The sequence below is a fragment of the Sorangium sp. So ce302 genome (assembly GCF_051530145.1).
GTDB classification, from domain to species: Bacteria; Myxococcota_A; Polyangia; order Polyangiales; family Polyangiaceae; genus Sorangium; species Sorangium cellulosum_B.
On the sequence record NZ_CP150326.1, the window covers coordinates 7,420,605 to 7,442,205 of the forward strand.

The following is a 21,601-nucleotide window of genomic DNA, read 5'->3' on the forward strand; positions in this document are numbered from 1 at the left end:
CCCGAGCCGGGATCCGCGCCGGCTCGCCTGCATCGACGGCCTCGATGCGGGCCCCGAGGCGAGCTTCGCCGTGAAGACACTCCTCATCGACAACTACGACTCGTACACCCACATCCTCGGGCAGTACCTCTGGGAGGTGAGCGGCGAGGAGCCGATCATCGTCAAGAACGACAGCCTCTCGCTCGCCGAGATCGAGGGCCTGGAGCTCGACAGCATCGTCATCTCGCCCGGCCCCGGCCGCCCGGAGCGACGGGCCGATTTCGGCGTCTGCGCCGAGGTGATCGAGGCCCTCGCCGGGACGCCGATCCTCGGCGTCTGCCTTGGCCACCAGGGGCTCGCGGCGCGCTTCGGCGGGCGCGTCCAGCACGCCCCGCGGGTCATGCACGGCAAGATCGTGGAGATCGAGCACGACGGCGCCGGGCTCTTCGAGGGCGTGCCCAGCCCGTTCCAGGTGGTGCGCTACCACTCGCTCATCGTCGGCGACGGCGAGCTGCCGGCGGAGATCCAGGTGACCGCGCGCACGCGCGGCGACGGGCTCATCATGGCCCTCAAGATCAAGGACCGGCCGTTCTACGGCGTGCAGTTTCACCCCGAGTCGATCGGCACCGAGCACGGCAAGAGAATCATCCGCAACTTCAGAAATATCGCCATGAACACGCCGCGCGACCGGAGGGGCGCGGCGCTCCACCGGAGCACACGCGCGCCGGGCCTCTCCGCAGGCGCGCTGGGTGGTTGCGCGCCGGGCGCGCCGGCGGGCGCGCGGCGACGCGGGCGCATGCGTCACCTCCGGCTCCCGTGGGTCGATCCCGAGCGGGCCTTCGCCGGGCTCTTCGCCGCGGCGCCTTACGCGTTCTGGCTCGACTCGAGCGCGGCCGGCCGTGACGGGCGCTTCTCGTTCATGGGGAGCGCGACCGAGGCGATCGAGAGCCGCGGCGCCGCCGTGACGCGGTGGAGCGCCGGCGGCCCTGGGGACGCCCTCACCTCGACCACGTCCGAGGGGAGCCCGTTCGTCGCGCTCCGGCGGGAGCTCGCCTCGATATCGCTCGATCCGAGCGGCCTGCCCTTCCACTTCACCGGTGGCCTCGTGGGCTACCTCGGCTACGAGCTCAAGGAGCACCTCGGCTTCGGCGCGTCCGCTCACCCGCGCCGCGCGCTCCCGGACAGCGCGATGATGATCGCGCGGCGGATCCTGGCCTTCGACCACGTCGAGCGCGCGGTATACGCGTGCGCGATCGACGCGATCGACGCGATCGACGCCGACGAGCCTGCGTCGCCCCCGTCCGGACCGTGGCTGGACGAGATCGCGGCGCGCCTCCAGGGCCTCCCAGCGCTCTCGGAGCCGCTCCTGCCGCCCGTCCCGGAGGGCTTCGCCGACCGGATCGCGCACGCGCCGCGCCTCTCGCGCCGGGAGCACCTCGACGCCATCGAGGCCATCCTCCGCGAGATCCGCGAGGGCGAGACGTACGAGGTGTGCCTCACGAACGAGTTCCACGTACGGACCTCGCTGGATCCGTTCGCCCTCTACCGCGTCCTGCGCCGCACGAACCCCGCGCAGTTCTCGGCGTTCCTCAGGCTGCCGGAGGGCGCGGTGCTCTCGTCCTCGCCGGAGCGGTTCCTGGCGGTCGACCGGGAGCGGCGGGTGCGCAGCGAGCCCATCAAGGGGACGCGACCGAAGGGCGCCACCGAGGAAGAGACCCTGGCCCTGCGCCGCGATCTCGCGACCAGCGACAAGGACCGCTCCGAGCTCCTCATGATCACCGACCTCGTCCGCAACGACCTCAGCCGCGTCTGCGCCATGGGCTCGATCGACGTCGAGGCGCTCCAGCGGATCACGGAGCACGCGACCCTGCTCCAGCTCTCCTCGGTGGTCACGGGCGCGCTCCGCGAGGGGAAGGGCGCGCTCGACGCGCTCGAGGCGTGCTTCCCCGGCGGGTCCATCACCGGCGCGCCGAAGCACCGGACGGTCTCGATCATCGACGCGCTGGAGCGGCGCACGCGGGGCGTGTACACGGGCTCGATCGGATACCTCGCGTACGAGGGCCCCATGGATATGAACATCGCCATACGGACTCTCGTCGCCGACGGCCGGGGGCTCAGCTTCGGCAGCGGCGGCGCGGTGGTCGCGGAGTCGAGCGCGGAGGCCGAGTACGAGGAGGTCCTCGTCAAGAGCTTCCCCCTGCTCCGCGCCATCTACCTCGCGGAGCGCGCCGCAGACGCCGGTCGAGCGCCCGCGCGGGACGCACGCGCCACGAGCGCGCAGCGCGGATGACGCGCCCGACGGAACCATGCACGCGGCGAAGATGCCGGTACGGCGCGCATGCCGCACCGCGTATACTCATCGCACAGAAGGAGACGCGGTCGTGAAACGAGAGAGCAACATTACGCGGAGGGGCGTCGCGGTGCGGCGGACGGTCGAGGACCTCGCCGTCGACGGCGCCATCCAGCCCATCGTCGAGGCGCTCGACAGCCACCTCGGCGTGGTCCTGGCGTCCAGCTACGAGGTCCCGGGCCGGTACACGCGCTGGGACATCGGCTTCGTCGATCCGCCGCTCGTGCTCGTCTCCCGGGGCCGCGACTTCCGGTTCACCGCGCTGAACGAGCGCGGGCGTGTGCTGCTGCCGGCCATCGACGAGGCCCTCCGTGATCTCGACGCGGTCGCGGCCCTCGAGCGGCGCAGCGACGAGGTGGTCGGCGCGGTCCGGCCGCCGGGCGAGCGGGTGCCGGAGGAGCTGCGCAGCCGGCAGCCGTCCATCTTCTCGGTGCTGCGCCGGCTCATCGAGCTCTTCGGGGTCCCCGGCGACCCGCTCTTCGGGCTCTACGGCGCGTTCGCGTACGATCTCGCCTTCCAGTTCGAGCCCATCCGCCTCCGCCTGGAGCGCCCGGCGGATCAGCGGGATCTCGTCCTCTACCTCCCCGACGAGATCGTCGCCGTCGACCACCGCCGCGAGCGCGCGACGCGCACGCGCTACGAGCTGAAGTACGGCGATCGCTCGACCGACGGGCTGCCGCGCGAGGGCGCGACGCACGCCTACGTCGGCACCGACCGCGCGCCCCAGAACGAGTACGCGCCGGGCGAGTACGCCGAGCTCGTCCGGCTGGCGCGCGAGTCCTTCAAGCGGGGCGATCTCTTCGAGGTCGTGCCGGGGCAGACGCTCTACGAGCCGTGCCCGGTCGCGCCCACCGAGCTGTTTTACCGCCTGCGCGAGCGCAACCCGGCGCCCTACGGCTTCCTGATGAACCTAGGCAACGCCGAGTATCTGATCGGCGCCTCTCCGGAGATGTACGTCCGCGTCGAGGGCAATCGCGTCGAGACCTGCCCCATCTCGGGCACGATCCCGCGCGGCAGCGACCCGCTCGCCGACGCCGCGCAGATCGCGCGCCTGCTCGCGTCCGCGAAGGACGAGTCGGAGCTCACCATGTGCACCGACGTCGATCGCAACGACAAGTCCCGCATCTGCGTCCCGGGGAGCGTCCGGGTGATCGGGCGCCGGCAGATCGAGATGTACTCGCGGCTGATCCACACGGTCGATCACATCGAGGGCCGCCTTCGCGACGGCTTCGACGCGCTCGACGCGTTCCTGGCGCACACGTGGGCGGTCACGGTCACGGGGGCCCCGAAGGCCTGGGCCATGCAGTTCATCGAGGATCACGAGCGCTCGCCGCGCGCGTGGTACGGGGCGGCGGTCGGCATCGTCGGCTTCGACGGCAGCATGAACACGGGGCTCACGCTGCGCACGATCCGGGTCAAGGACGGCGTGGCCCAGGTCCGGGTCGGCGCGACGCTGCTCTTCGACTCCGATCCCGACGAGGAGGAGCGCGAGACCCAGGTGAAGGCGTCGGCGCTCCTCGACGCGATCCGGAGGCCTCGCGGCATCGCCACGCCGCCTCCGGCGGCCATCCACCCGGTGCCTGGCGGCACGCGCAAGGTCCTCCTCGTGGATCACCAGGACTCCTTCGTGCACACGCTGGCCAACTACCTCCGGCAGACGGGCGCCGAGGTGATGACGCTCCGCGCCGGCTTCCCTCACGAGGAGCTCGACGCCTACGCTCCCGACCTCGTGGTGCTCTCGCCCGGCCCTGGCACGCCCAGCGATTTCGATCTCTCCGGCACGCTCACGGCGCTGCTCCAGCGCCGGCTGCCCGTCTTCGGCGTCTGCCTCGGCCTGCAGGGGATGGTCGAGCACTTCGGCGGCAAGCTCGGCGTCCTCGACTACCCGATGCACGGCAAAGCCTCGCAGGTGCGCGTGCTCGGCGGGCGCCTCTTCGAGGGGCTGCCCCGCGAGTTCCGCGCGGGTCGCTACCACTCGCTCTACGCGTTGCGCGACGCGCTCCCTGCGTCGCTGAAGGTCACGGCCGAGACCGAGGATGGGGTCGTGATGGCGATCGAGCACACGGAGCTGCCCCTCGCGGCCGTTCAGTTCCATCCGGAGTCGATCCTGTCGCAGGACGACAACGTGGGGCTCCGGCTCGTCAGGAACGCGGTCACCGAGCTGCAGCGGGACGGCGGGCGGTGACGGTCGATCGGTAAAGCGGGGCGCTGGCGGCGAAATGAAAAAGCGCCGCCGGGGCCTCGGGGGGGGAAAGGCCACGCCAGCGGCGCTGAACCAGAATATCAGCATGAGGCGTGCCATGGCGCACTTCCGTCAGGGTCGGGCATTTCGCATGGATGTCCTGGGCGTTCATTTCGGTTCTGCACGAACAGCGCTGCACACCTGAAATGTGCGCCGCCGTCGACGAGGCCCGGGGCGCCCGGGAGCGGCTCAGGCAGGCGCCTCTGGGCTCTCGCTCCGCCGCGTGAAGATCCCCTTGCTGTACGCCATGAAGAAGCCGAGCCGCATCGCGTTGCGCTCCGTGGGGATACCGGGGCTCGCGCTGATGCACGCCAGCAGGCGACCCTGCTCGCGCACCCGCTCCAGGCGGCGGGCGATGAGCGCCTGCTGGATGCCGCGCTCGCGGAACCGGGGGAGCACCGAGGCGCCGAAGAGCGCGGCGCCCTCGCCGGAGATCTCCACGCTGCCGCCGCCGGCGGGCTCGCCGTTCACGAGCGCCAGGTACGAGTCGCATCCGGGGTGCGCGACCACGCGGCGCGTGATCTCGAAGAGCACCGGCGAGATCGGCGCGTCCGCGGGCCGGAAGCCGCTCGTCGCGATCTCGATGAACACCCGGACCTGCGCCTCGTCGCCCGGATCGATGCGCACGATCTCCAGCTCCCCGGGGCCACCATACGACGCCAGCGCGCGGAGGTCCTCGTCCGGCGCGAGCTCGCGCGCCAGCACGTTCTCGAACTCGCGCAGCACGAACCCTCGATCGGCGAGGCCGCGCACCAGCGATCCGTGCGCGAAGGGGCAGACCTGTATCTGCGGCTCCGCGCCGCGCGCCGCGTAGAACGCCACGAGGTGATCGAGATCCTCGCTTGAGACAGGCCCATCGAGGCCGAGCCCGACAGCGAAGTTTCCCCAGGAGCCCTCTCCATCAAAGGCCATCCACCCGCCCGCGATGGGCTCCGCGCAGGCGACCACGGCGGCGATGCCGACCGCCAGCCGGCGCTCCTCGATCCGGGCGATCTCGGCGTACGACAGCTTCGGCATGGCCTTGCACCTCATTTGCGAGCAGGGCTCGCGCGACACGGTGTCCTCCATCCTAGTCCGATGAGGCCCGGTCTGCGCCGTTCCGTGCAAGCCAGCGCGCGGCCGCGCCGTCCCGGCGGAGCGGGCGGGCGGAGCCTCTGACGTCGCGCTCGCGCGCACACACGCGCCGTCAGGCGCCTCCGCCGCCCCGCGATCTCCGCTCGCGCGCTCGCGGGCGTTGCGATTATGCTGCGCCGCCATGAGCAGGATCTTCCGTTCACTCCCCCCGGCGGGCACCCACCTCGGCATCGCGTTCTCGGGCGGCCTCGACACGCGCTGCGCGGTGGCGTGGCTCTCGCGCAACGGGCTCAAGGTGCACGCGTACACCGCCGATCTGGCGCAGCCGGACGAGGACTCCCCCGGCGACATCCCGCCGATCGCCCTGCAGCACGGCGCGGTCTCCGCCAAGCTGGTGGACTGTCGCGAGGCGCTCGTCCGCGAGGGCATCCTCGCCATCCAGTGCGGCGCCTTCCACCTCTCGACGGGCGGCAAGAAGTACTTCAACACCACGCCGCTCGGCCGCGCGGTGACCACGACCGCGATCGTCCGCGCGATGCGCGACGACGACGTCCACGTCTTCGGCGACGGCAGCACGCACAAGGGCAACGACATCCAGCGGTTCTACCGTTATGGCATCTTCGTCGACCCCTCGCTCAAGATCTACAAGCCCTGGCTCGACCCGAGGTTCGTGGGAGAGCTCGGCGGGCGCAAGGAGATGAGCGAGTACCTCGAGCGCCACGGGCTGCCCTACCGCATGGGGACGGAGAAGGCGTACAGCACCGACGCCAACGTGCTCGGCGCGACGCACGAGGCGAAGGACCTCGAGCACCTGAACACCGGGATCAAGATCGTCCAGCCCATCATGGGCGTCGCCTCCTTCCGGCCGGAGGTCGCCATCGAGGCCGAGACGGTGACCCTCGGGTTCGAGCGCGGCGTCCCGACGACGATCAACGGCAAGCGCTTCGGCTCCGTGTTCGAGCTGTTCGTCGAGTGCAACCGGATCGGCGGGCGCCACGGGCTCGGCATGAGCGACCAGATCGAGAACCGGGTGATCGACGCCAAGAGCCGCGGAATCTACGAGGCGCCGGGCATGGCCCTGCTCCACGCCGTCTACGAGCGGCTCCTGTCCGCCATTCACAACGAGAACACCCTCGACGTGTACTTCACCCAGGGCAGGCGCCTCGGGCGTCTGCTCTACGAGGGCAAGTGGTACGACCCCGAGGCCATGATGCTGAAGGACGCGCTCTCGCGCTGGATCGCCCCCGGAGTGACCGGTGAGGTGACGCTCGAGCTGCGCCGCGGCGACGATTACAATATCCTGAACACGCGCGCCGACTACATGGCCTATGCGCCGCACAAGCTCTCGATGGAGAAGGTCGAGGAGGCCTATTTCACCCCCGAGGACCGCATCGGCGCGCTCGAGCTCCAGAACCTCTCGGTGACGGACAACCGCCAGTTCCTGATCCACCTCATCGAGAGCACGCAGGCCCTCGGCCCGGGCGGCGCCCCCGCCATCGGCGAGCTGCTCGGCGGCGACAAGCCGAAGGAATGAGCCGGGGCGGCCCCTGAGCGGAGGCCGCGCGCCGGCTCCGCTCGCGACGCGCCGGACGAGGTTGCGCCCGGCACCTCCCTGGGTCACGAGGAAGGTGCGAACGCCGGCCCGCCCGAGCGGTGCCGGCCCAGGGAGGTGGTCATGAAGGCGCTCATCATCCAGGCACTCGCCGCGGGCCTCGCGGTCCTCGTCGGAACGAAGATCCTGCCCGGCGTGCAGATCCGAAAGACCCAGACGGCGCTCGTCGTCGCCGCCGTGTTCACCGTCCTCAACCTGCTGCTCGGCTGGCTCGTGAAGTTCCTGGTCGCGGTGGCGCTCCTGCCCGCCGCCATCCTCACGCTGGGCCTGGCGTATCTCTTCTTCGGCCTCGTCGTGAACTCGGTGCTGCTCTACGCCACCGACAAGCTCATCGACGATTTCGAGATCCGGGGGCTAGGGCCGCTCTTCGGCACGGCGGCCCTCATCTCGTTCGCAGGATGGCTGTTGCCGCGCATCTTGTGAGCCCTCGCAGCCCTCGCCCGGGCGCCTACCAGAGCTGGTGAACCTGAGGCCGGAGCCGCCGGTCGTAGATCTCGCGGATCTTCGCCATCGTCTCCTGCGGCACGGGCGGCAGGTCCGCCGCGCTCGCGTTCTCGTCCACCTGCTCGGGCCGCTTCGCGCCGGGGATCACGCACGTCACCGCGTCCTGCATCAGGATCCAGCGCATCGTCCACGAGCCCATGCTCACGCCGGCGGGCACGAGCGGGCGGAGCTCCTCGACGACCTCGAGGCCCAGGTCGTAGTCGACGCCCGAGAACGTCTCGCCCTTGTCGAACGCGGCGCCCTCGCGGTTGAAATTGCGGTGATCGTCGGCCGCGAACCGGGTCGCCGCGCTCATCTTTCCGGTGAGCAGCCCCGAGGAGAGCGGCAGTCGCGCCAGGACCCCGACCTGCCGGCGCTTCGCCTCGGGGAAGAAGAGCTCGGCCGGGCGCTGCCGGAGGACGTTGTAGATGATCTGCACCGACTGCACGCCGGGGTACTCGATGGCCTTGAGCGCCTCTTCCACCCGCTCGACGCTGACGCCGTAGAACCGGATCTTGCCCGCCTTCACGAGCCTATCGAGGGCGTCGAACACCTCGGGCCGATAGTAGACATCCGTCGGCGGGCAGTGCAGCTGGACGAGGTCGAGCGCGTCCGTCTCGAGGTTCTTCAGGCTGCGCTCGACGAAGGCCGTGAGGTTCCCCTCGTTGTAGCTTGCCGCCGTGTGCGGGCTCAGGCGCCGGCCCGCCTTCGTCGCGACGACGATCTCCTCGCGCCGCTCGCGCCTGAGCCGCGCGAGCAGCCGCTCGCTCCGGCCGTCCCCGTACACGTCCGCGGTGTCGAAGAAATTCACGCCTCGATCGACGGCCCGGTGCAACGCCGCGAGCGACTCCTTGTCGTCGACGTCGCCCCAGGTGCCCCCGATCGCCCAGGCCCCGAAGCTCACCGAGGAGACGCGGAAACCCGTCCTGCCAAGAGGTCGATACTCCATGGCGGCGCATACAACCAGATTTCCCCCGCCACGGCGAGCGTGGCCGCGCTCAGGCGGGCTCGGCCCCGCGGCGGCGGTGCGCGCGCTTGCTGCGCTCGACGAGCGCGACGAGCTCCTCGCGCGTGACCCCGAGCCGCGCCGCCGTCCGGTGCGCGAGCGACGTCCGGGCGACCCCGTCGACGAACTGGTATGTCGGCCACTGCTGCGCGTCGAGCTCGACCTGCAGGAACACGAGCCGATCGACCGGCCGCTCCCGCTCGAGCCGCGCCGCGAGCTCGAGGAAGTGCGTCGTGATGAAGGCCTGAGGGCGGAGCTCCGAGAGGAGCGAGAGCACGAGCTGGAAGATCTCCTCGCCTTCCGACGGGTTCGTGCCCGAGCAGAGCTCGTCGAGCACCACCATGTCGCCGACCTGCATCGCCTCGAACAGCGACCTGATGCGGAGCAGCTCCATCCCGAGGCGGCCCTCGCTCTGATCGGCCTGCGCCTGCTCGATCAGCGACACGAAGAGCCCGTGGCACGGCGAGAGGCGCGCCTCCGCGGCCGGCACGAAGAAGCCCGCCTGCCCCATCATCTGGGCCAGCGAGAGCGCCTCGAGCAGCCGGGTCTTCCCCCCCGAGTTCGGCCCGGTCACGATGACGGTCGCGTCGTGGTGATCGGTCGCGATGTCGCACGGGACCGTGCTCACCGAGCTCGCCAAGAGCAGCGGGTTGAACAGCCCCTTGAGCTCGCGCCCGGGGCTCCCGCCGCGCGCGCCGTCCGAGAAGCCCGGCGAGACGAGCTCGGGCAGACAGACGGAGAGCCCGGCCGCGCGGGCGCGGTCGCGCAGCGCGAGGCCGGCGAGGTAGAACTCGAGATCTCCGAGCAGCTGGACGAGCGCGACGAGATCGTCCTCGATGCCGTCGAACACGCTGTTGACGTGGCGGGTGAGCAGCTCGTCGTCGCTGAACCGGTACCCCCTCCACAGCATCACGAGCTTCGTGACCAGGCGCCCTAGCGGCGACTGGTAGAAGCGGTTCCCGCTGTTCTCGCGGATCGACAGGGCGCGCAGATCGCGGACATGGCCGTCGGAGCCGACGCGGATCCGGACATCCAGCGTCGCGATCTCCTCGTCGTACGCGAGCAGATCCGCGAGGCGGCGGTACGCCTCGCTCTCGCGCACGGCCGCGCCGAACGCCGAGAGCCGCGACAGGCCCGAGCGCGCGCCCGCGAACCCACCGGCGAGCGCGTCGAACGCGTCCTTGGCGGCGGCGAGGATGTCGAGCCGGCGCCGGCTCCCTTCGCCGCGAGAGATGGGGATCGTCTCGATCTGGCCCACCCAGCGGCGCAGCGCCGCGTAGGCGCGCTCGAGATCGCGGCGCTGCGCCTCCGACCCGGTGAGCTCCCGGAAGATCGCGCGCCGGAGCTCGACGGTGTCGCGATCGCTCGGCGGCTGGGAGAGGGCGCGGCCCAGCAGCGCTGGGCTCGGGATGTACGTGCGGCCTTCGCTCGTGAAATGGAGGCAGCCCACGATGAGCTCACGCAGGAAGACGTGCTGCGCGAAGCGGGCTGGATCCCACGTCGACGCGGGCAGCGACGCCGACTCGACGTGCCGATCGAACGCCCCCGCGGGCGCGCCGCCCGCGAACGCGAACGCCAGCGACTCCTTGACCGCCCGCGCGTCGACCCGGAGCGCCGGCCGGTGCGAGAGGAGATCGGGCGCGGAGCGCTGTCCTGGCGGGGCGTCAGGCAGGACGGGTTCCGGCGGCGCCGCGCTCACGACCTCGAGCCTACTACGATGCGTCGGGCCGGAGCGCTCGTCCGGTGTCCGGTGCCGCCGCTGCGCGGTGGCCAGGGAGGGTCTCGGCATGACCCCGTCGACACGCGCGGCGCGCCGTTGTTCCCGGGCGGCCGGGAACGACCGAGTTCCTGGCACGACGTCTGCCTCGGTGTGCACCCGGAGATGCACCATGAGCTATCGCTGCACGATGAGCAGAGTACGCTGGTTCTCCGGCCCAACCGTCCTCGCGCTCGCGCTCGCCGGCACGGCCTGCAGGAGCGAGAGCGAGAGAGCTGAAGGAGCGGTCCGCGAGCCCGAGGACCAGACGATCAGGAGAGGCGAACCGCCTCCGGGCCCGAACCAGACGCCCAGCAAAGACCTGCGCGAGCAGGCCGGGCGCGTGGGCGAAAAGGCGGAGCAGCTCGCCCAGGAGGGCAAGGAGCTCGGCAGGGAGGCGCGAGAGCAGGCCGGGCGCGCGGGTGACAAGGCAGAGCAGCTCGCCCGGGAGGGTCAGCAGCTCGGCCAGGAGACGCGCGAGAAGGCCGAGCGCGTGGGCGAAAAGGCAGAGCAGCTCGCCGAGCGCGGGCGCCAGGCGGGCCGCGATGTCAACGACCAGATGAACAGGGTCGGCGAGCAGACCGGTGCGCTCAAGGACAACCAGGGCGCGCGCCCGCAGTCCGCGCCGCCCGCCGCTCCCAAGGACAAGGCCGCGCCGCAGCCCCCGCAACAGGGCCAGGCTGAGGGAGCCAAGAAGCAGGAGGGAAATGCCGCCGCGATGGAGCGCGACGAGTGGACGAAGGCAGCGAAGGACAACGACTATCAGGTCACCTTCGGCCGCGACGGCTCGGTCATCGCCACGAAGGAGGCGAAGCGGACCGGCGCGCGCCCGTCCGACGAGACGCTCCGCAACGCGATCGGCGGCAAGCTCGCGGAGAGCGATCATGACGCGGTGAAGAAGCTGCACGTCACGGTGCGCGACGGCGTGGTCACGCTGCAAGGCACCGTCGCCAGCGTGAAGGAGGCGACCGAGGCGGTGAAGGAGGCCATGGACGCCGACGGCGTCACCAAGGTGATCTCCTACATCCGTCACGGCACATGACGCCATGAGGTCGTCGGCCTAGCCGTGGTCACGGAGGTGCATCCGGTCGCCGACGACGGGCGGATGCACCGCCCGGATCCTTCGGTTTCCGCCCCCCTCTGCGCCATCCAGAGCAGAGCGGCAGCAGAACGGCAGCAGAGCGGCAGCAGAGCGGCGGTCACCCGCACAGGAGACGGGCCCAGATCGGCGTTTTCGGCGCGCAAGCGCACTCCGGTGCGCTGAGCACCGAAAACGCCGAGGTGGGCCCGTATCCGAAGCGGGTGACCGCCGCTCTAGTGCGCGAAGTCCTTGGGGCGGAGCTTGACGGAGCGCTCCACGGCCTCCGCGGGTGAGAGCGCCAGCATGAGCGTCTCATCGAAGCAGTCGGACCTCGACACGACCACGACCTGCGTGCCCACGGGCAGCTCGGTCTTGAGCGGCGTCTTGCCGAGCGTCTTTCCCTTCCAGCTCACGATCGCGTCGGGTGGATCGCTCGAGATCGTCACGCTCGCCCTGGGGCCCTGCTCGGGCTTCTTCTCGACGGTTTCCCCGGCCTCGGCGCCGTGCGAAGCGACCGAGGTCGCAGGAGCATCGAGGGCGGGCGCGCGCTGATTCGCGACGTGAACCGCGCCGCCGACCAGCGCGACCAGCGCGGTCAGGGCGGACGCGCCGATCAGGTAGCCGCGCTTCGAGGCCGACACGGGCCCCGACGTGGTCGCTCGCAGGCTCACCGAGTCGCTCACGGGGGTCCTGGGCCGCTCGACGCCCGACGCCCGCTCGACGCCCGACACGCGCTCGACGCCCGACCGGCTGGACTCCCCGACATAGGGCAGCCTGCTGCCCGAGCCGGAGCTCAAGGGAACCATCGCGACGCCGATGCCGCTCATCGTCACCTGGCTGGAGGCGTCGCTCAGCAGCGACGCGCTGGCCACCCGCTCGATCTGCGCCTTGATCTGCTGGCGTATGGAGGCCCGGCTCTCGGCGAAGATCCCCCGCATGCAGGCGCCGAGGAACTCGCTGCGGACGTCCTCGCCCGACCACTGAAGGTAGTTCTCGAGCACATCGCACATCTCCTGCGCCGTCGCGAAGCGCTTCGATGGCTCGCGATCAAGGGCCTTCGCGGCGATCTGATCGAGCGCGATGGGGATCCCCGGCACGACGGTGGAGAGCCGCGGTATCTTCCCCAGCAGGAGCTGGTGCATCACGGTGATCTGATCGCCCTCGAACAGCCGCCGCCCGGCGAGGAGCTCCCAGAGCACGACGCCGACCGCGAAGATGTCCGCCCGGCGGTCCACCGTCTTGCCCGCCGTGACCTGCTCGGGCGCCATATACGTCAGCTTGCCCTTGAAGGTCCCGCTCTCGGTGCTGGAGGCGTTGACGACGGCCTTGGCCACGCCGAAATCCACGAGCTTCACCGCGCCGTCGTACGTGATGAAGATGTTGTGCGGCGAGACGTCGCGATGCACGATGCCGAGAGGCCGACCGTCGAAATCGCAGAGATCATGCGCGTAATGGAGCCCGCGCAGCACCTCGGCCACGATCCGGATCCACGTGCCGCGGACGAGCCCGCCCGTGCCGGACTCCCGCTCGACAGCCGCCTTCATGACGCGCTTCAGCGGCTGGCCCTCCAGGTACTCCATCACAATGAAGTAGCCGTCCCGATCGCTACCGACCTCGTAGGTCTGGACGACATTCGGGTGGTTCATGCGAGCCGAGAGCTTGGCCTCGTCCATGAACATGAGGACCTGGCGATCCTCCTCGTCCCCGGAGCTGCGGAGACGCTTGACGACGACCAGCTTGTTCACCGAGGCGGGCCCGTGAGCCATCGCGAGGAAGACGTCTGCCATCCCGCCGCGGCCGAGCTTCGCGATGGGACGATACCGGCCGAGCCCAAGCTGGGTCGGTGTGTCTCTCAAGATCGACGCTCCGTGTTCTCCGATCACACTCACCTCAGTGTGCAAAATCCGATAATTGTGCGTCCGAGTCAATGCGAAGAGTTTGCGTCCTCGCCATCAAGGAAAACATGCTCCAATGAAGTGAATGGCCGACAACCGTATGAGCACGAACGGCAAGAGACGACATCCGAACACACGCGCTCACGCGCACTCGCGAACACCGCACCCCCGCACGTAGGTCCCGCGCTGCGCTTTGGCTGCTGCGCGCTACCTGCTGCGCGTTAGGTGCTTCGTGCGCAATTCGCCGCTGGCCGGGGAGGGGCCGTGCAGCCGAGCCCTGAGGCGACTCCCTTCCCGGTAGCGCCCGCGCCTGGTCGTCAGGTCGATCGCACTGCAAACACGGGGTCTGCTGCGGGCGTTGATGGAAACGTAACAAGGGATACGCCACGTGCAATCCGTCGCGACACGATCGCACGAAATTTCCGCAGCGTTCCGCACCGGACGCAATATGCCCCGCGCAACCGCCGCGGCTCGATGACGATGACGAGGATGACGGTGACGCCTGCGAGCGAGGCGCCGCCGCTCAGCCGCTCAGAGCTTCCAGAGCGCGCAGCCCCAGTGGACGCCGGTCCCGAGCGCGAGCACCATGGCGAGTTGCCCTTTCTTCACCCTTCCGGCGCGCATCTCCTCGTCGATGAGGATGGGCACGGTGGCGCCGCTCGTGTTGCCGAATCGATCGATGTTGCTCGGGAGCTTCTCGACGGGCACGCCGAGGTCCTTGCGAATGTGCTCGTTGATCCGGCCGTTCGCCTGGTGCGCCAGGAACACGTCGATCTGCTCGATCGCGAGGCCCTGAGAGGCGCAGAGCTCCCGCGCGGTCGCCGGGAGCTTGGTCACCGCGAACTTGAAGAGCTCGCGGCCATCCATGCGGGGGATATGCAGGTCCTCGTCGAACGACGTCGGCTTCCAGTACGGGCGCGAGCGGAAGCCGCCGCCCGGCACGAAGAGGAGCTCGGCGAAGCGTCCATCGGAGCAGATCTTGTTGCCGCGCAGGCCCGCGTCGCGATCGGTCGCGCGGAGGACGAGCGCGCCCGACCCGTCCCCGAACAGGACGGCGAGGTTCCGGTGGCGGTCGGCGTGCGCCCGCGCCTCCGGCGTCGCGGAGCGGCCATTCTTCGGGTCGAGCGCCCCCCAGTCCTCCCAGGGCATGAAGCCGGCGTGCGCCTCTGCGCCCACGAACAGGATGGTCTTGGCGGCCCCGGTCTGGATCAGCCCGTCGATCGTCTGGAGGCCGAACAGCATCGCGGCACACTGCTGCCGGATGTCGAGCGCGGGGACGCCCGGAATGCCCAGCTTCGCGCCGAGCAGCGCCCCGGAGCCAGGGAAAATATAGTCCGGCGTCATCGTGGCAAAGAGGATGTAATCGATCTCCGACGGCGCGATGCGCGCCGACGCGATCGCGCGCTTCGCCGCTTCGCACGCGAGATCGCTCACCCCCACCCCATCCGGCGCGTAATGGCGCTGGCGGATACCGGAGCGCTGGTAGATCCACTCGTCGGAGGTCGTGATCACCCGCGCGAGGTCGTCGTTGGTGACAGGTTCTCCGGGCACGTAGTGGCCCGTCCCGATGATCTCAAATCCAATCTTTGTCACAGAAGTGCCTTACCCGAACCGCAGGCGCGCCGCGACCGGGAACCGCACACCCGCACACGACCGCGCCCGGCCGCCTCGCGCCGCAGCGCGGCGGGCGTGGTCGCGCTCATGAGATCGCCGGGACGTTGCACCCTGCTTGACGGAAACGCGCCGCCTCGATAAGCTGCCAGCTTTGCTGGCGGCGTTGTACCCGCCCCCATCTTCGGCGGCCGCCGGGCGCCGCGATCATCGTCGGCGGGCGGCCCAGCTGCAGATGGGGCAGCCGGTCATGTCGTGGCGCAGCGCCGGGCAGTGCTCGCGGCCGAAGTAGATGAGCTGCAGGTGGAGCTTGTTCCACTGCTCGGGTGGGAACGTGCGCTTCAGGTCGCGCTCCGTCTCGACGACGTCCCTTCCGGACGACAGCCCCCAGCGGAACGCGAGCCGGTGAATGTGGGTATCGACCGGGAAGGCGGGGTGGCCGAAGGCCTGTGCCATGACGACCGAGGCCGTCTTGTGACCGACCCCCGGCAGGGCCTCCAGGGCGTCGAACGAGGCGGGGACGACGCCGCCGTGCTCGGTCGCGATCCGCTCGCTCAGCGCCTTCAGGTGCCGCGCCTTGGTGGGCGCGAACCCGATCCTCCGGATGAGCTGGGCGATCTCCTCGGTGGGCACTGCCGCCATGGCCGCGGGCGTCCGGGCGCGCGCGAGGAGCGCCGGCATCACCGCGTTGACCATCTTGTCCGTCGTCTGGGCGCTGAGCATCACCGCGACGAGCAGCGAATACGGATCGTCGTGGACCAGCGGAATGGGCGGGGCCGGGTACAATCGGTCGAGGATCTCGGCGATCCTCGCGGCTTTCTCGGCGCGCTTCACGGGGGCCAGGGTAGCCCGTAGAACGAGAGCAGATCGCCGAGCTCTTCATCGGAGAGGACCTCGCGGGAGAACGGCGGCATCTGCCCGCCGTAGCCCACGAACCCGCCGTGGCGGACCTTCTCGATGAAGACCAGCCGCCGGTCGGCCTCCGTGTACTCGCCGAGCGGGTGCTCCTTCAGCGTCTGGTCGGGCAGCGCCGGCGCCCGCGCCACGAGCCGGCCTTCCCCCGAATGGGCGCGCCCGTGACACGAGGCGCAGGCGCGCTCGTGGATGCGCCCGCCCGCGGCCGCGTCGCCAGCCGGGATCTGGCTCAGCTCGTAGACAGGCGTGAAGGGGACGGCCTCGGCCGCGCCTCCGTCGCTGGGCAGCGACTCCAGGTAGGCATAGATGGCCTGCGCGACGTCGTCGTCCGTGGTCCAGGGCAGGTCCTTCGTCATGAAGTAATAGAGGCAATGGTTGATCGCGCCGAGGAGCTCGACCTCTTGCCCGCCCCAGTAATGCGGGCGCTCCACGGCGCCGGCCAGCGGGGCGCCCGGGAGCATGGCGTCCCCCGCGTCGCCGGTGACAGCTTCATGGCACGTCGAGCAGGAATAGCGATTGAAGCGCGTCTCCGCGATCGACGGGTCCCGGAAGAGCGCCGCGCCGTGGTCGACGGCCGTCGCGTCGACGACCTTCGTCTCGGGATCGCCAGGACAGCCGCAGAGGAGCGCCGCGCACGCGAGCGCGGCCGCAAGGTTGCGGGGCGTCCTCACGGCGCCTCCGGCGCGACGCGCACGAGCCCGTCGGGATAGAGGCCCACCTCCGTGTCGCTGAGCGTCTCCAGCGTCTCTGGATCGAGCCGGAGCACCCTGCCGGGCGTCGCGCTCCTGTCGCCCTCGCAGACGAGGAAGAGCCCGTGCTCCTCGTCGAGCTGCGCGAGGTGCGGCCGCATGCATTCGTCGGCGATGTTCCGGGTGACGACGCCGTCGTCGTCCGGGGTCACGCCAATCCGCACGATGGTGTCGGGCACCTGGGTCGGCACATAGATGGCGCTCCCGTCGGGGGTCCACGCGGGGAAGTAGGGCGCGCCGATCGTGAGGATCTTCCGGGAATCGTCGAACGTCTCCGACGCGACATCGAAGAAGCGCACGTCCCTGCTCTCCGTGCTGCTCACGGCGATGGTCTTCCCATCGGGCGACATGACGGCCGCGTAGGGTCCGTAGTTGTTGGCATGAGGCGACGGGCTGGAGGTAGACCCCACCGGCACGCGCTTCACCTCGGCGGAAGGGTCCGTCAGGTCGACGATCGCGAGCACGTCCTCGCCGTAACAAGCGACGTAAGCGCGGGCGCCGTCCGGGCGCGAGAGGGCGATTCCGTGGGCTGCCATGCAGACCGGGATGAACACCGGATCGGCCGATCCCGAGAGCAGGACCTTCTCGGGATCGATCACCGCGAGGGACGAGCGCGCCGCCTCGACGTCGCCCGGGTTGTCGAGCACGCGTTTCAGATCGAAATGAGAGACGACCACGCGCTTGCCGTCCTCCGAGATCACGATATCGCCCGGGTTGGCCTCGACGCGCACCTGCCCGAGGATGCGCAGATCGTCGAGCGCGAGCTTCTGGACGTAGCCCGCCACAACGCTCCCACCGTGCACCGCGTGGGGGCCGATCGCGCCGGCGACGTCAGGGTACGACAGCGCGACGTAGACGGCGCCGTCCTCGGCGTCCACGGCCACATGGTGAGGCCCGTCGATCGTCACGGGATCGCGGCCCACGGGGTGGACGCCGAACCGCTCGCCGGTCGCGAGCGAGACAAGAGAGATCGTATCGGAGAGGCTATCGCTCACCACGCCCATCCCGCCCTCCGGAACCTTGATCTCAGGGAGTCGGTCCGGATACGCGTCGCCTTCGTAGGCCCTGTAGCGGTATTCGATGATGGGCTCGGGATCGCTGCAGCTCACCAGCATCGCCGCCGCGAGCGCGCAACCCAGGAATCGCGAAATGACCATAGATGACCTCGAGACGAGCGCCTCTGGCTCGGACGCGCCGCATCCTAGCAGCCGCCGGCGCGCCGGCCGCGGCTCGCCCTACCATGGCTCGGCTCGCTCGTGCGCCTCGACGTGACGCTCCGCGGCGCCGCGCCGCGCTACGTGGGACGTACTACGCGCGTTCTGCGCTCTCTCTTCCTCGGTCGGCGCCGGCCCCCAACGGCAACGCTACCGCCCGAGTGAACATTTCTTGATCTGGCGCTGTGGTGTTGTCATGTAAGGAAGCGATGAGCCAGACACGAGCGGTGGGCATCGCAACAGGGGAGCCCGGTCGGCGGCGGATCGCGCGAGCGCGCCCAGGTCGCCCCGCGGCGCGCTTCTTCCTTGCGTCCCTTGCGCTCGCCGCGTGTGCCGGGGAGGAGTCCATCGCTCCGGCGCCGCTCCCTGCGCCGGTACCGCTGCCAGCGCTCCGCGGCGCGCCGCCGCTGACGACCGCTCGCACCTGGGCGCCGCGCGCCGCGGTGGCCGATCCACCGGACAGGAACCCCGCTGTCCCGGCGGAGATCGAGCAGATGCTCGCGGAGGGCTACGGCGAGCTCGAGAGCGGGCCGGGGCAGCCGCTCGCCCCGGCGACGCTCGACGACCCCCCTCCACCGCCGCGCGGCGAGCGGCCGACGCTCCTGACGAGGTTCGTCCACCTCGCCGACGCCCAGCTCGCAGACGACGAGTCGCCTGCTCGGCTGGCGATCTTCGACTCGCCCGGCGCGTTCGCGTCGGCGTTCCGCCCGCAGGAAGGGCACGAGTGCCGGATCCTCAACGCCGCCGTCCGCACGATCAACGCGCTCCATCGCAGCACGCCGATCGACTTCGTCCTGCTCGGCGGCGACAACGCCGACAGCGCGCAGACGAACGAGATCGCGTGGTTCTCGGCCATCCTCGACGGCGCCGAGCGCGTCGAGTGCGACTCGGGCGCTGACGACGACCCCGTGCCAGGCCCGGACAACGATCCCAAGGATCCGTTCTTCGCCGAGGGGCTGCTCGTGCCCTGGCGATGGGTGACCGGCAACCACGATGTCCTGCACCAGGGGAACTTCCCGGTGCACACGCGCGCCGAGCTCGCGACGGGGAGCTGGTCGGACGGCGGGACGCGCGACTGGTCTCTCCCCGGCGCTCCGGTGATCACGGGCCAGGTCGTCCCCGACCCGAGGAGAGCGCTGCTGAGCCGCCCCGAGCTGCTCGATCGGGTCGCGGCGACCGGCGACGGGCACGGGATCGGGCCCGACGAGCGCGCGTACGGCAAAGCGTTCTACGAGTTCGACATGAAGGACACCCCCCTTCGCGTCATCGTGCTCGATACGGCCGCCGAGACGGGCGGACCGAACGGCGTGATCCTCCAGGACGACGTCGATCGGTTCATCCGTCCCGCGCTCGACCGCGCGAAGCGCGAGCGCAGGTGGGTCATCCTCACGTCCCACCACGCGTCGCGCTCGCTCGGGGACGGCTCCTTCGCCGCGACGGGCACCCCCGCCGTGCCCGGCGCGATCGACGTCGATGCGTGGCAGTCGCTCGTCGGCGGCTACGACAACGTCCTGCTCCACCTCGCCGGACACACCCACGTGCACCGGGTGACCCGGGTCTCTCCGGCCGGCGGGCACGCGTACTGGGAGCTCGAGACCTCCGCGCTCGCCGACTACCCCCATCAGATCCGCGTCATCGAGATCTGGGACGAGGACAACGGCTTCGTCGCCATCCGGGGCGCCGCCCTCGACTACGCCGTCGGCGACGACCCGATCGCCTCCGAAGGGCGCCGCCGGGCCGTCGTGGACGTCACCTCCGGCTTCGGCGACGACGGCCGCGGAGAGCCCTCGTGGCGCAACGTCGAGCTCTCGATCGCGCGGCCTGACTGACCTCGCGCGCCGCGCGCCGGGGCCGCGGGCGCGCTTCCCCAGCCAGCCGGGGGCCTGCCAGGGAGGGATGCGCGTCGGCCCCGCCGCGCGGCGGCCTCGCGCGGGCGGCCCCGGCCGTCGCTCATCCGCCGCCGCGCAGCGGCACCGTCTCCCGCAGCTCGATCGACAGCGGGGGCCCGCCCCCGCTGCGGATCGCGGCGGCCATCGTGTGCCGCGCCGAGGGCTGGTAGAGCGCGAACTGCCAGGCCGAGCGGTCGTCGCCGAGCCGCGGATCGAACGAGATGCCGATCGCCGGTCCATCGTCCAGGTGGAACGAGAACTGATCGAGCGGGATCGCGAGCCCCATCCCGCGCGCCTTGATGTACGACTCCTTGAGCGTCCAGTACTCGAAGAAGCGCGCGCGCTGCCTCTCCGGCGGCAGCGCGCGCAGCGCCCTCACCTCGCCTGGCGAGAAGAAGCGATCGGCGATGTCCACCGCGCCGCTCGCGCGCTCGGTGTCCTCGACGTCGACGCCCACGTCGCGATCCAGCGCGACCAGGCAGGCGATCAGCCCCCGCGTGTTCGACAGGTTGAACCGGATCGGCGGCACCCCCGGAGGTCCGGCGATCTGCGGGCGGCCAAACTCGTTCCGGACGAACGACCACGCCTCGGGCGCGACGTTCGCGTACTTCGAGAGGACCGTGCGCACGAGGGCGCGGGTGAGCAGGTACTCGTGCCGGTTCTCGGCGAAAAGGAAGCGCGCCTGCTGCGCCGCCTCGTCGGGGGCCATCAGCCGGTGGTACGCCTCGAGCAACGCCTCGTCGCGAGCCGAGTCGCAGAAGACGTACCAGAGGTGCGCGGCGCCGGGGCCGATCGTGAGCATCTACATCCTCGGCGGCGCCGCGCCTGCAGGGCCCGGCAGGATCTCCCGAAGGCAGCTGTCGGCGCTGCGCTCGACGGGCCGCTGGCGCGGGTATCCGAACGACACCTCCTCGAAACGAACACCGTCGATCCAGTCGGTGCGGGGGATGTGGAGGTGCCCTGACACGACCACCCGCGCGCGGAACCGCGTGTGCCAGTCGTGCGTGCGCCGCGTCCCGCACCAGATCGAGAAACGCGGGATGTGCCGCAGCCGCACGAGCTCTTCGCGCAGCGGGAAGTGGTTGATGAGCACCGTGGGGCGCCCCTCGATCGCGGCGAGACGGGCCTCCGTCGCGGCGAGGCGGGCCCGGCACCACTCGGGTCGGCTCGCGTAGGGGGCCGGGTCGAGCAGCTCCTCGTCGCTGCAGAGGACGCCGCTCTCCATGGCCCACGCCACCGCGTCGCGCTCGGGCACGCCGTCCGGCCGGAAGCTGTAGTCGTAGAGCAGGAACATCGGCGCCAGCACGTGCGGTCCGCCCTCGCCGTCCCAGAGCACGTAGGGGTCTTCCGGCGTGAGCACGCCGCGGCTCCGACACAGCTCGACCAGCCGCTCGTACCGGGCCTGGCCGCGCGGGCCGCCGCGCTCACTCGGCATCGTATAGAGCTCGTGGTTGCCCGGCGTCCACACGAGCCGCTTGAACCGCGGACCCAGGGTCTCGAGGACGTAGATGAGGTGCTGCTCCGTCTCCCCGAGATCGCCGGCGAGGATGAGCCAGTCGCTCGGCCGCGGCGTCATGCGCTCGATGGCCCACCGGTTCTCCGCATACCCGACGTGGAGATCGCTGAGTGCGAAGAGCTTCATCCGAATACCGCGCGGCCGGGGAGCCGGCCCGGCGAGCCGGCCGCCCCCACCCACACCACGGCCGACGACGGGCGTCCACTGCCGAGCGCCGCCGCCGGGCGCG

At 70.7% G+C, this 21,601-nt stretch carries 16 protein-coding genes; 6 read left to right on the forward strand and 10 right to left on the reverse strand.

Annotated features, from left to right (window positions below):
- Positions 1-70 precede the first annotated feature (70 nt).
- On the forward strand, positions 71-2,269 hold the full coding sequence (locus WME73_RS28095) for a chorismate-binding protein (protein ID WP_437911529.1): 2,199 nt from the start codon (positions 71-73) through the stop codon (positions 2,267-2,269).
- A gap of 31 nt (positions 2,270-2,300) precedes the next feature.
- On the forward strand, positions 2,301-4,514 hold the full coding sequence (locus tag WME73_RS28100; RefSeq protein ID WP_437917439.1) for an anthranilate synthase component I: 2,214 nt from the start codon (positions 2,301-2,303) through the stop codon (positions 4,512-4,514).
- Between the two features lie 246 nt (positions 4,515-4,760).
- On the opposite strand, the gene WME73_RS28105 is transcribed toward WME73_RS28100, so the two are convergent.
- Complete coding sequence (locus WME73_RS28105) at positions 4,761-5,588, reverse strand: GNAT family N-acetyltransferase (RefSeq protein ID WP_437739468.1); 828 nt, start codon at positions 5,586-5,588, stop codon at positions 4,761-4,763.
- A gap of 238 nt (positions 5,589-5,826) precedes the next feature.
- On the opposite strand from WME73_RS28105, the gene argG reads away from it, so the two are divergent.
- Positions 5,827-7,179 carry an argininosuccinate synthase gene (argG, locus tag WME73_RS28110; RefSeq protein WP_437739469.1) on the forward strand — a complete coding sequence of 451 codons (1,353 nt, stop codon included), beginning with the start codon at positions 5,827-5,829 and terminating at the stop codon, positions 7,177-7,179.
- A 141-nt stretch (positions 7,180-7,320) separates the two neighbouring features.
- Complete coding sequence (locus WME73_RS28115; RefSeq protein ID WP_437739470.1) at positions 7,321-7,680, forward strand: phage holin family protein; 360 nt, start codon at positions 7,321-7,323, stop codon at positions 7,678-7,680.
- Between the two features lie 25 nt (positions 7,681-7,705).
- Here WME73_RS28115 and WME73_RS28120 read toward each other — a convergent pair whose 3' ends face one another.
- Together WME73_RS28120 and WME73_RS28125 are read right to left on the reverse strand one after the other, a co-directional pair.
- Positions 7,706-8,689, reverse strand: a complete 984-nt coding sequence (locus WME73_RS28120) for an aldo/keto reductase (protein WP_437739471.1) — start codon at positions 8,687-8,689, stop codon at positions 7,706-7,708.
- Positions 8,690-8,738: 49 nt separating this feature from the next.
- Complete coding sequence (locus tag WME73_RS28125; protein ID WP_437911530.1) at positions 8,739-10,535, reverse strand: MutS-related protein; 1,797 nt, start codon at positions 10,533-10,535, stop codon at positions 8,739-8,741.
- 118 nt (positions 10,536-10,653) lie between these two features.
- Between WME73_RS28125 and WME73_RS28130 the strand changes: the two genes are divergently transcribed.
- Positions 10,654-11,544 (forward strand): BON domain-containing protein, encoded by an 891-nt coding sequence (locus WME73_RS28130; protein ID WP_437911531.1) that lies wholly within the window; start codon positions 10,654-10,656, stop codon positions 11,542-11,544.
- A 272-nt stretch (positions 11,545-11,816) separates the two neighbouring features.
- Here WME73_RS28130 and WME73_RS28135 read toward each other — a convergent pair whose 3' ends face one another.
- From WME73_RS28135 to WME73_RS28155, 5 genes are all read right to left on the reverse strand, one after another.
- Positions 11,817-13,439, reverse strand: a complete 1,623-nt coding sequence (locus WME73_RS28135; protein ID WP_437739474.1) for a protein kinase domain-containing protein — start codon at positions 13,437-13,439, stop codon at positions 11,817-11,819.
- A gap of 570 nt (positions 13,440-14,009) precedes the next feature.
- Entirely contained in the window at positions 14,010-15,071 is a 1,062-nt protein-coding gene (locus tag WME73_RS28140; RefSeq protein ID WP_012237684.1) for a 3-oxoacyl-ACP synthase III family protein, read from the reverse strand.
- Between the two features lie 225 nt (positions 15,072-15,296).
- Complete coding sequence (locus WME73_RS28145) at positions 15,297-15,923, reverse strand: endonuclease III domain-containing protein (RefSeq protein ID WP_437739475.1); 627 nt, start codon at positions 15,921-15,923, stop codon at positions 15,297-15,299.
- Entirely contained in the window at positions 15,920-16,675 is a 756-nt protein-coding gene (locus WME73_RS28150) for a c-type cytochrome (protein ID WP_437739476.1), read from the reverse strand. The genes WME73_RS28145 and WME73_RS28150 overlap by 4 nt, the downstream gene beginning before the upstream one ends.
- Complete coding sequence (locus WME73_RS28155; protein WP_437739477.1) at positions 16,672-17,910, reverse strand: YncE family protein; 1,239 nt, start codon at positions 17,908-17,910, stop codon at positions 16,672-16,674. The genes WME73_RS28150 and WME73_RS28155 overlap by 4 nt, the downstream gene beginning before the upstream one ends.
- Positions 17,911-18,176: 266 nt before the next feature.
- Here WME73_RS28155 and WME73_RS28160 point away from each other — a divergent pair, with 266 nt between their 5' ends.
- Positions 18,177-19,796 carry a metallophosphoesterase gene (locus WME73_RS28160; RefSeq protein WP_437911532.1) on the forward strand — a complete coding sequence of 540 codons (1,620 nt, stop codon included), beginning with the start codon at positions 18,177-18,179 and terminating at the stop codon, positions 19,794-19,796.
- Between the two features lie 121 nt (positions 19,797-19,917).
- Here the strand turns inward: WME73_RS28160 and WME73_RS28165 are convergent, their stop codons facing one another.
- Both WME73_RS28165 and WME73_RS28170 read right to left on the reverse strand, forming a co-directional pair.
- On the reverse strand, positions 19,918-20,658 hold the full coding sequence (locus WME73_RS28165; protein ID WP_437911533.1) for a 4'-phosphopantetheinyl transferase family protein: 741 nt from the start codon (positions 20,656-20,658) through the stop codon (positions 19,918-19,920).
- Positions 20,659-21,498 carry a metallophosphoesterase family protein gene (locus WME73_RS28170; RefSeq protein ID WP_437911534.1) on the reverse strand — a complete coding sequence of 280 codons (840 nt, stop codon included), beginning with the start codon at positions 21,496-21,498 and terminating at the stop codon, positions 20,659-20,661.
- Positions 21,499-21,601: the final 103 nt, after the last annotated feature.

Bases quoted from the DNA above. Each gene is read 5' to 3' on its own strand.
- WME73_RS28170 (WP_437911534.1), bottom strand. From the start codon at position 21,498: ATGAAGCTCTTCGCACTCAGCGATCTCCACGTCGGGTATGCGGAGAAC.
- WME73_RS28160 (WP_437911532.1), top strand. From the start codon at position 18,177: ATGAGCCAGACACGAGCGGTGGGCATCGCAACAGGGGAGCCCGGTCGG.
- WME73_RS28155 (WP_437739477.1), bottom strand. From the start codon at position 17,910: ATGGTCATTTCGCGATTCCTGGGTTGCGCGCTCGCGGCGGCGATGCTG.
- WME73_RS28115 (WP_437739470.1), top strand. From the start codon at position 7,321: ATGAAGGCGCTCATCATCCAGGCACTCGCCGCGGGCCTCGCGGTCCTC.
- WME73_RS28100 (WP_437917439.1), top strand. From the start codon at position 2,301: ATGCCGGTACGGCGCGCATGCCGCACCGCGTATACTCATCGCACAGAA.
- WME73_RS28120 (WP_437739471.1), bottom strand. From the start codon at position 8,689: ATGGAGTATCGACCTCTTGGCAGGACGGGTTTCCGCGTCTCCTCGGTG.
- argG (WP_437739469.1), top strand. From the start codon at position 5,827: ATGAGCAGGATCTTCCGTTCACTCCCCCCGGCGGGCACCCACCTCGGC.
- WME73_RS28125 (WP_437911530.1), bottom strand. From the start codon at position 10,535: ATGCCGAGACCCTCCCTGGCCACCGCGCAGCGGCGGCACCGGACACCG.
- WME73_RS28105 (WP_437739468.1), bottom strand. From the start codon at position 5,588: ATGCCGAAGCTGTCGTACGCCGAGATCGCCCGGATCGAGGAGCGCCGG.
- WME73_RS28130 (WP_437911531.1), top strand. From the start codon at position 10,654: ATGAGCAGAGTACGCTGGTTCTCCGGCCCAACCGTCCTCGCGCTCGCG.
- WME73_RS28165 (WP_437911533.1), bottom strand. From the start codon at position 20,658: ATGCTCACGATCGGCCCCGGCGCCGCGCACCTCTGGTACGTCTTCTGC.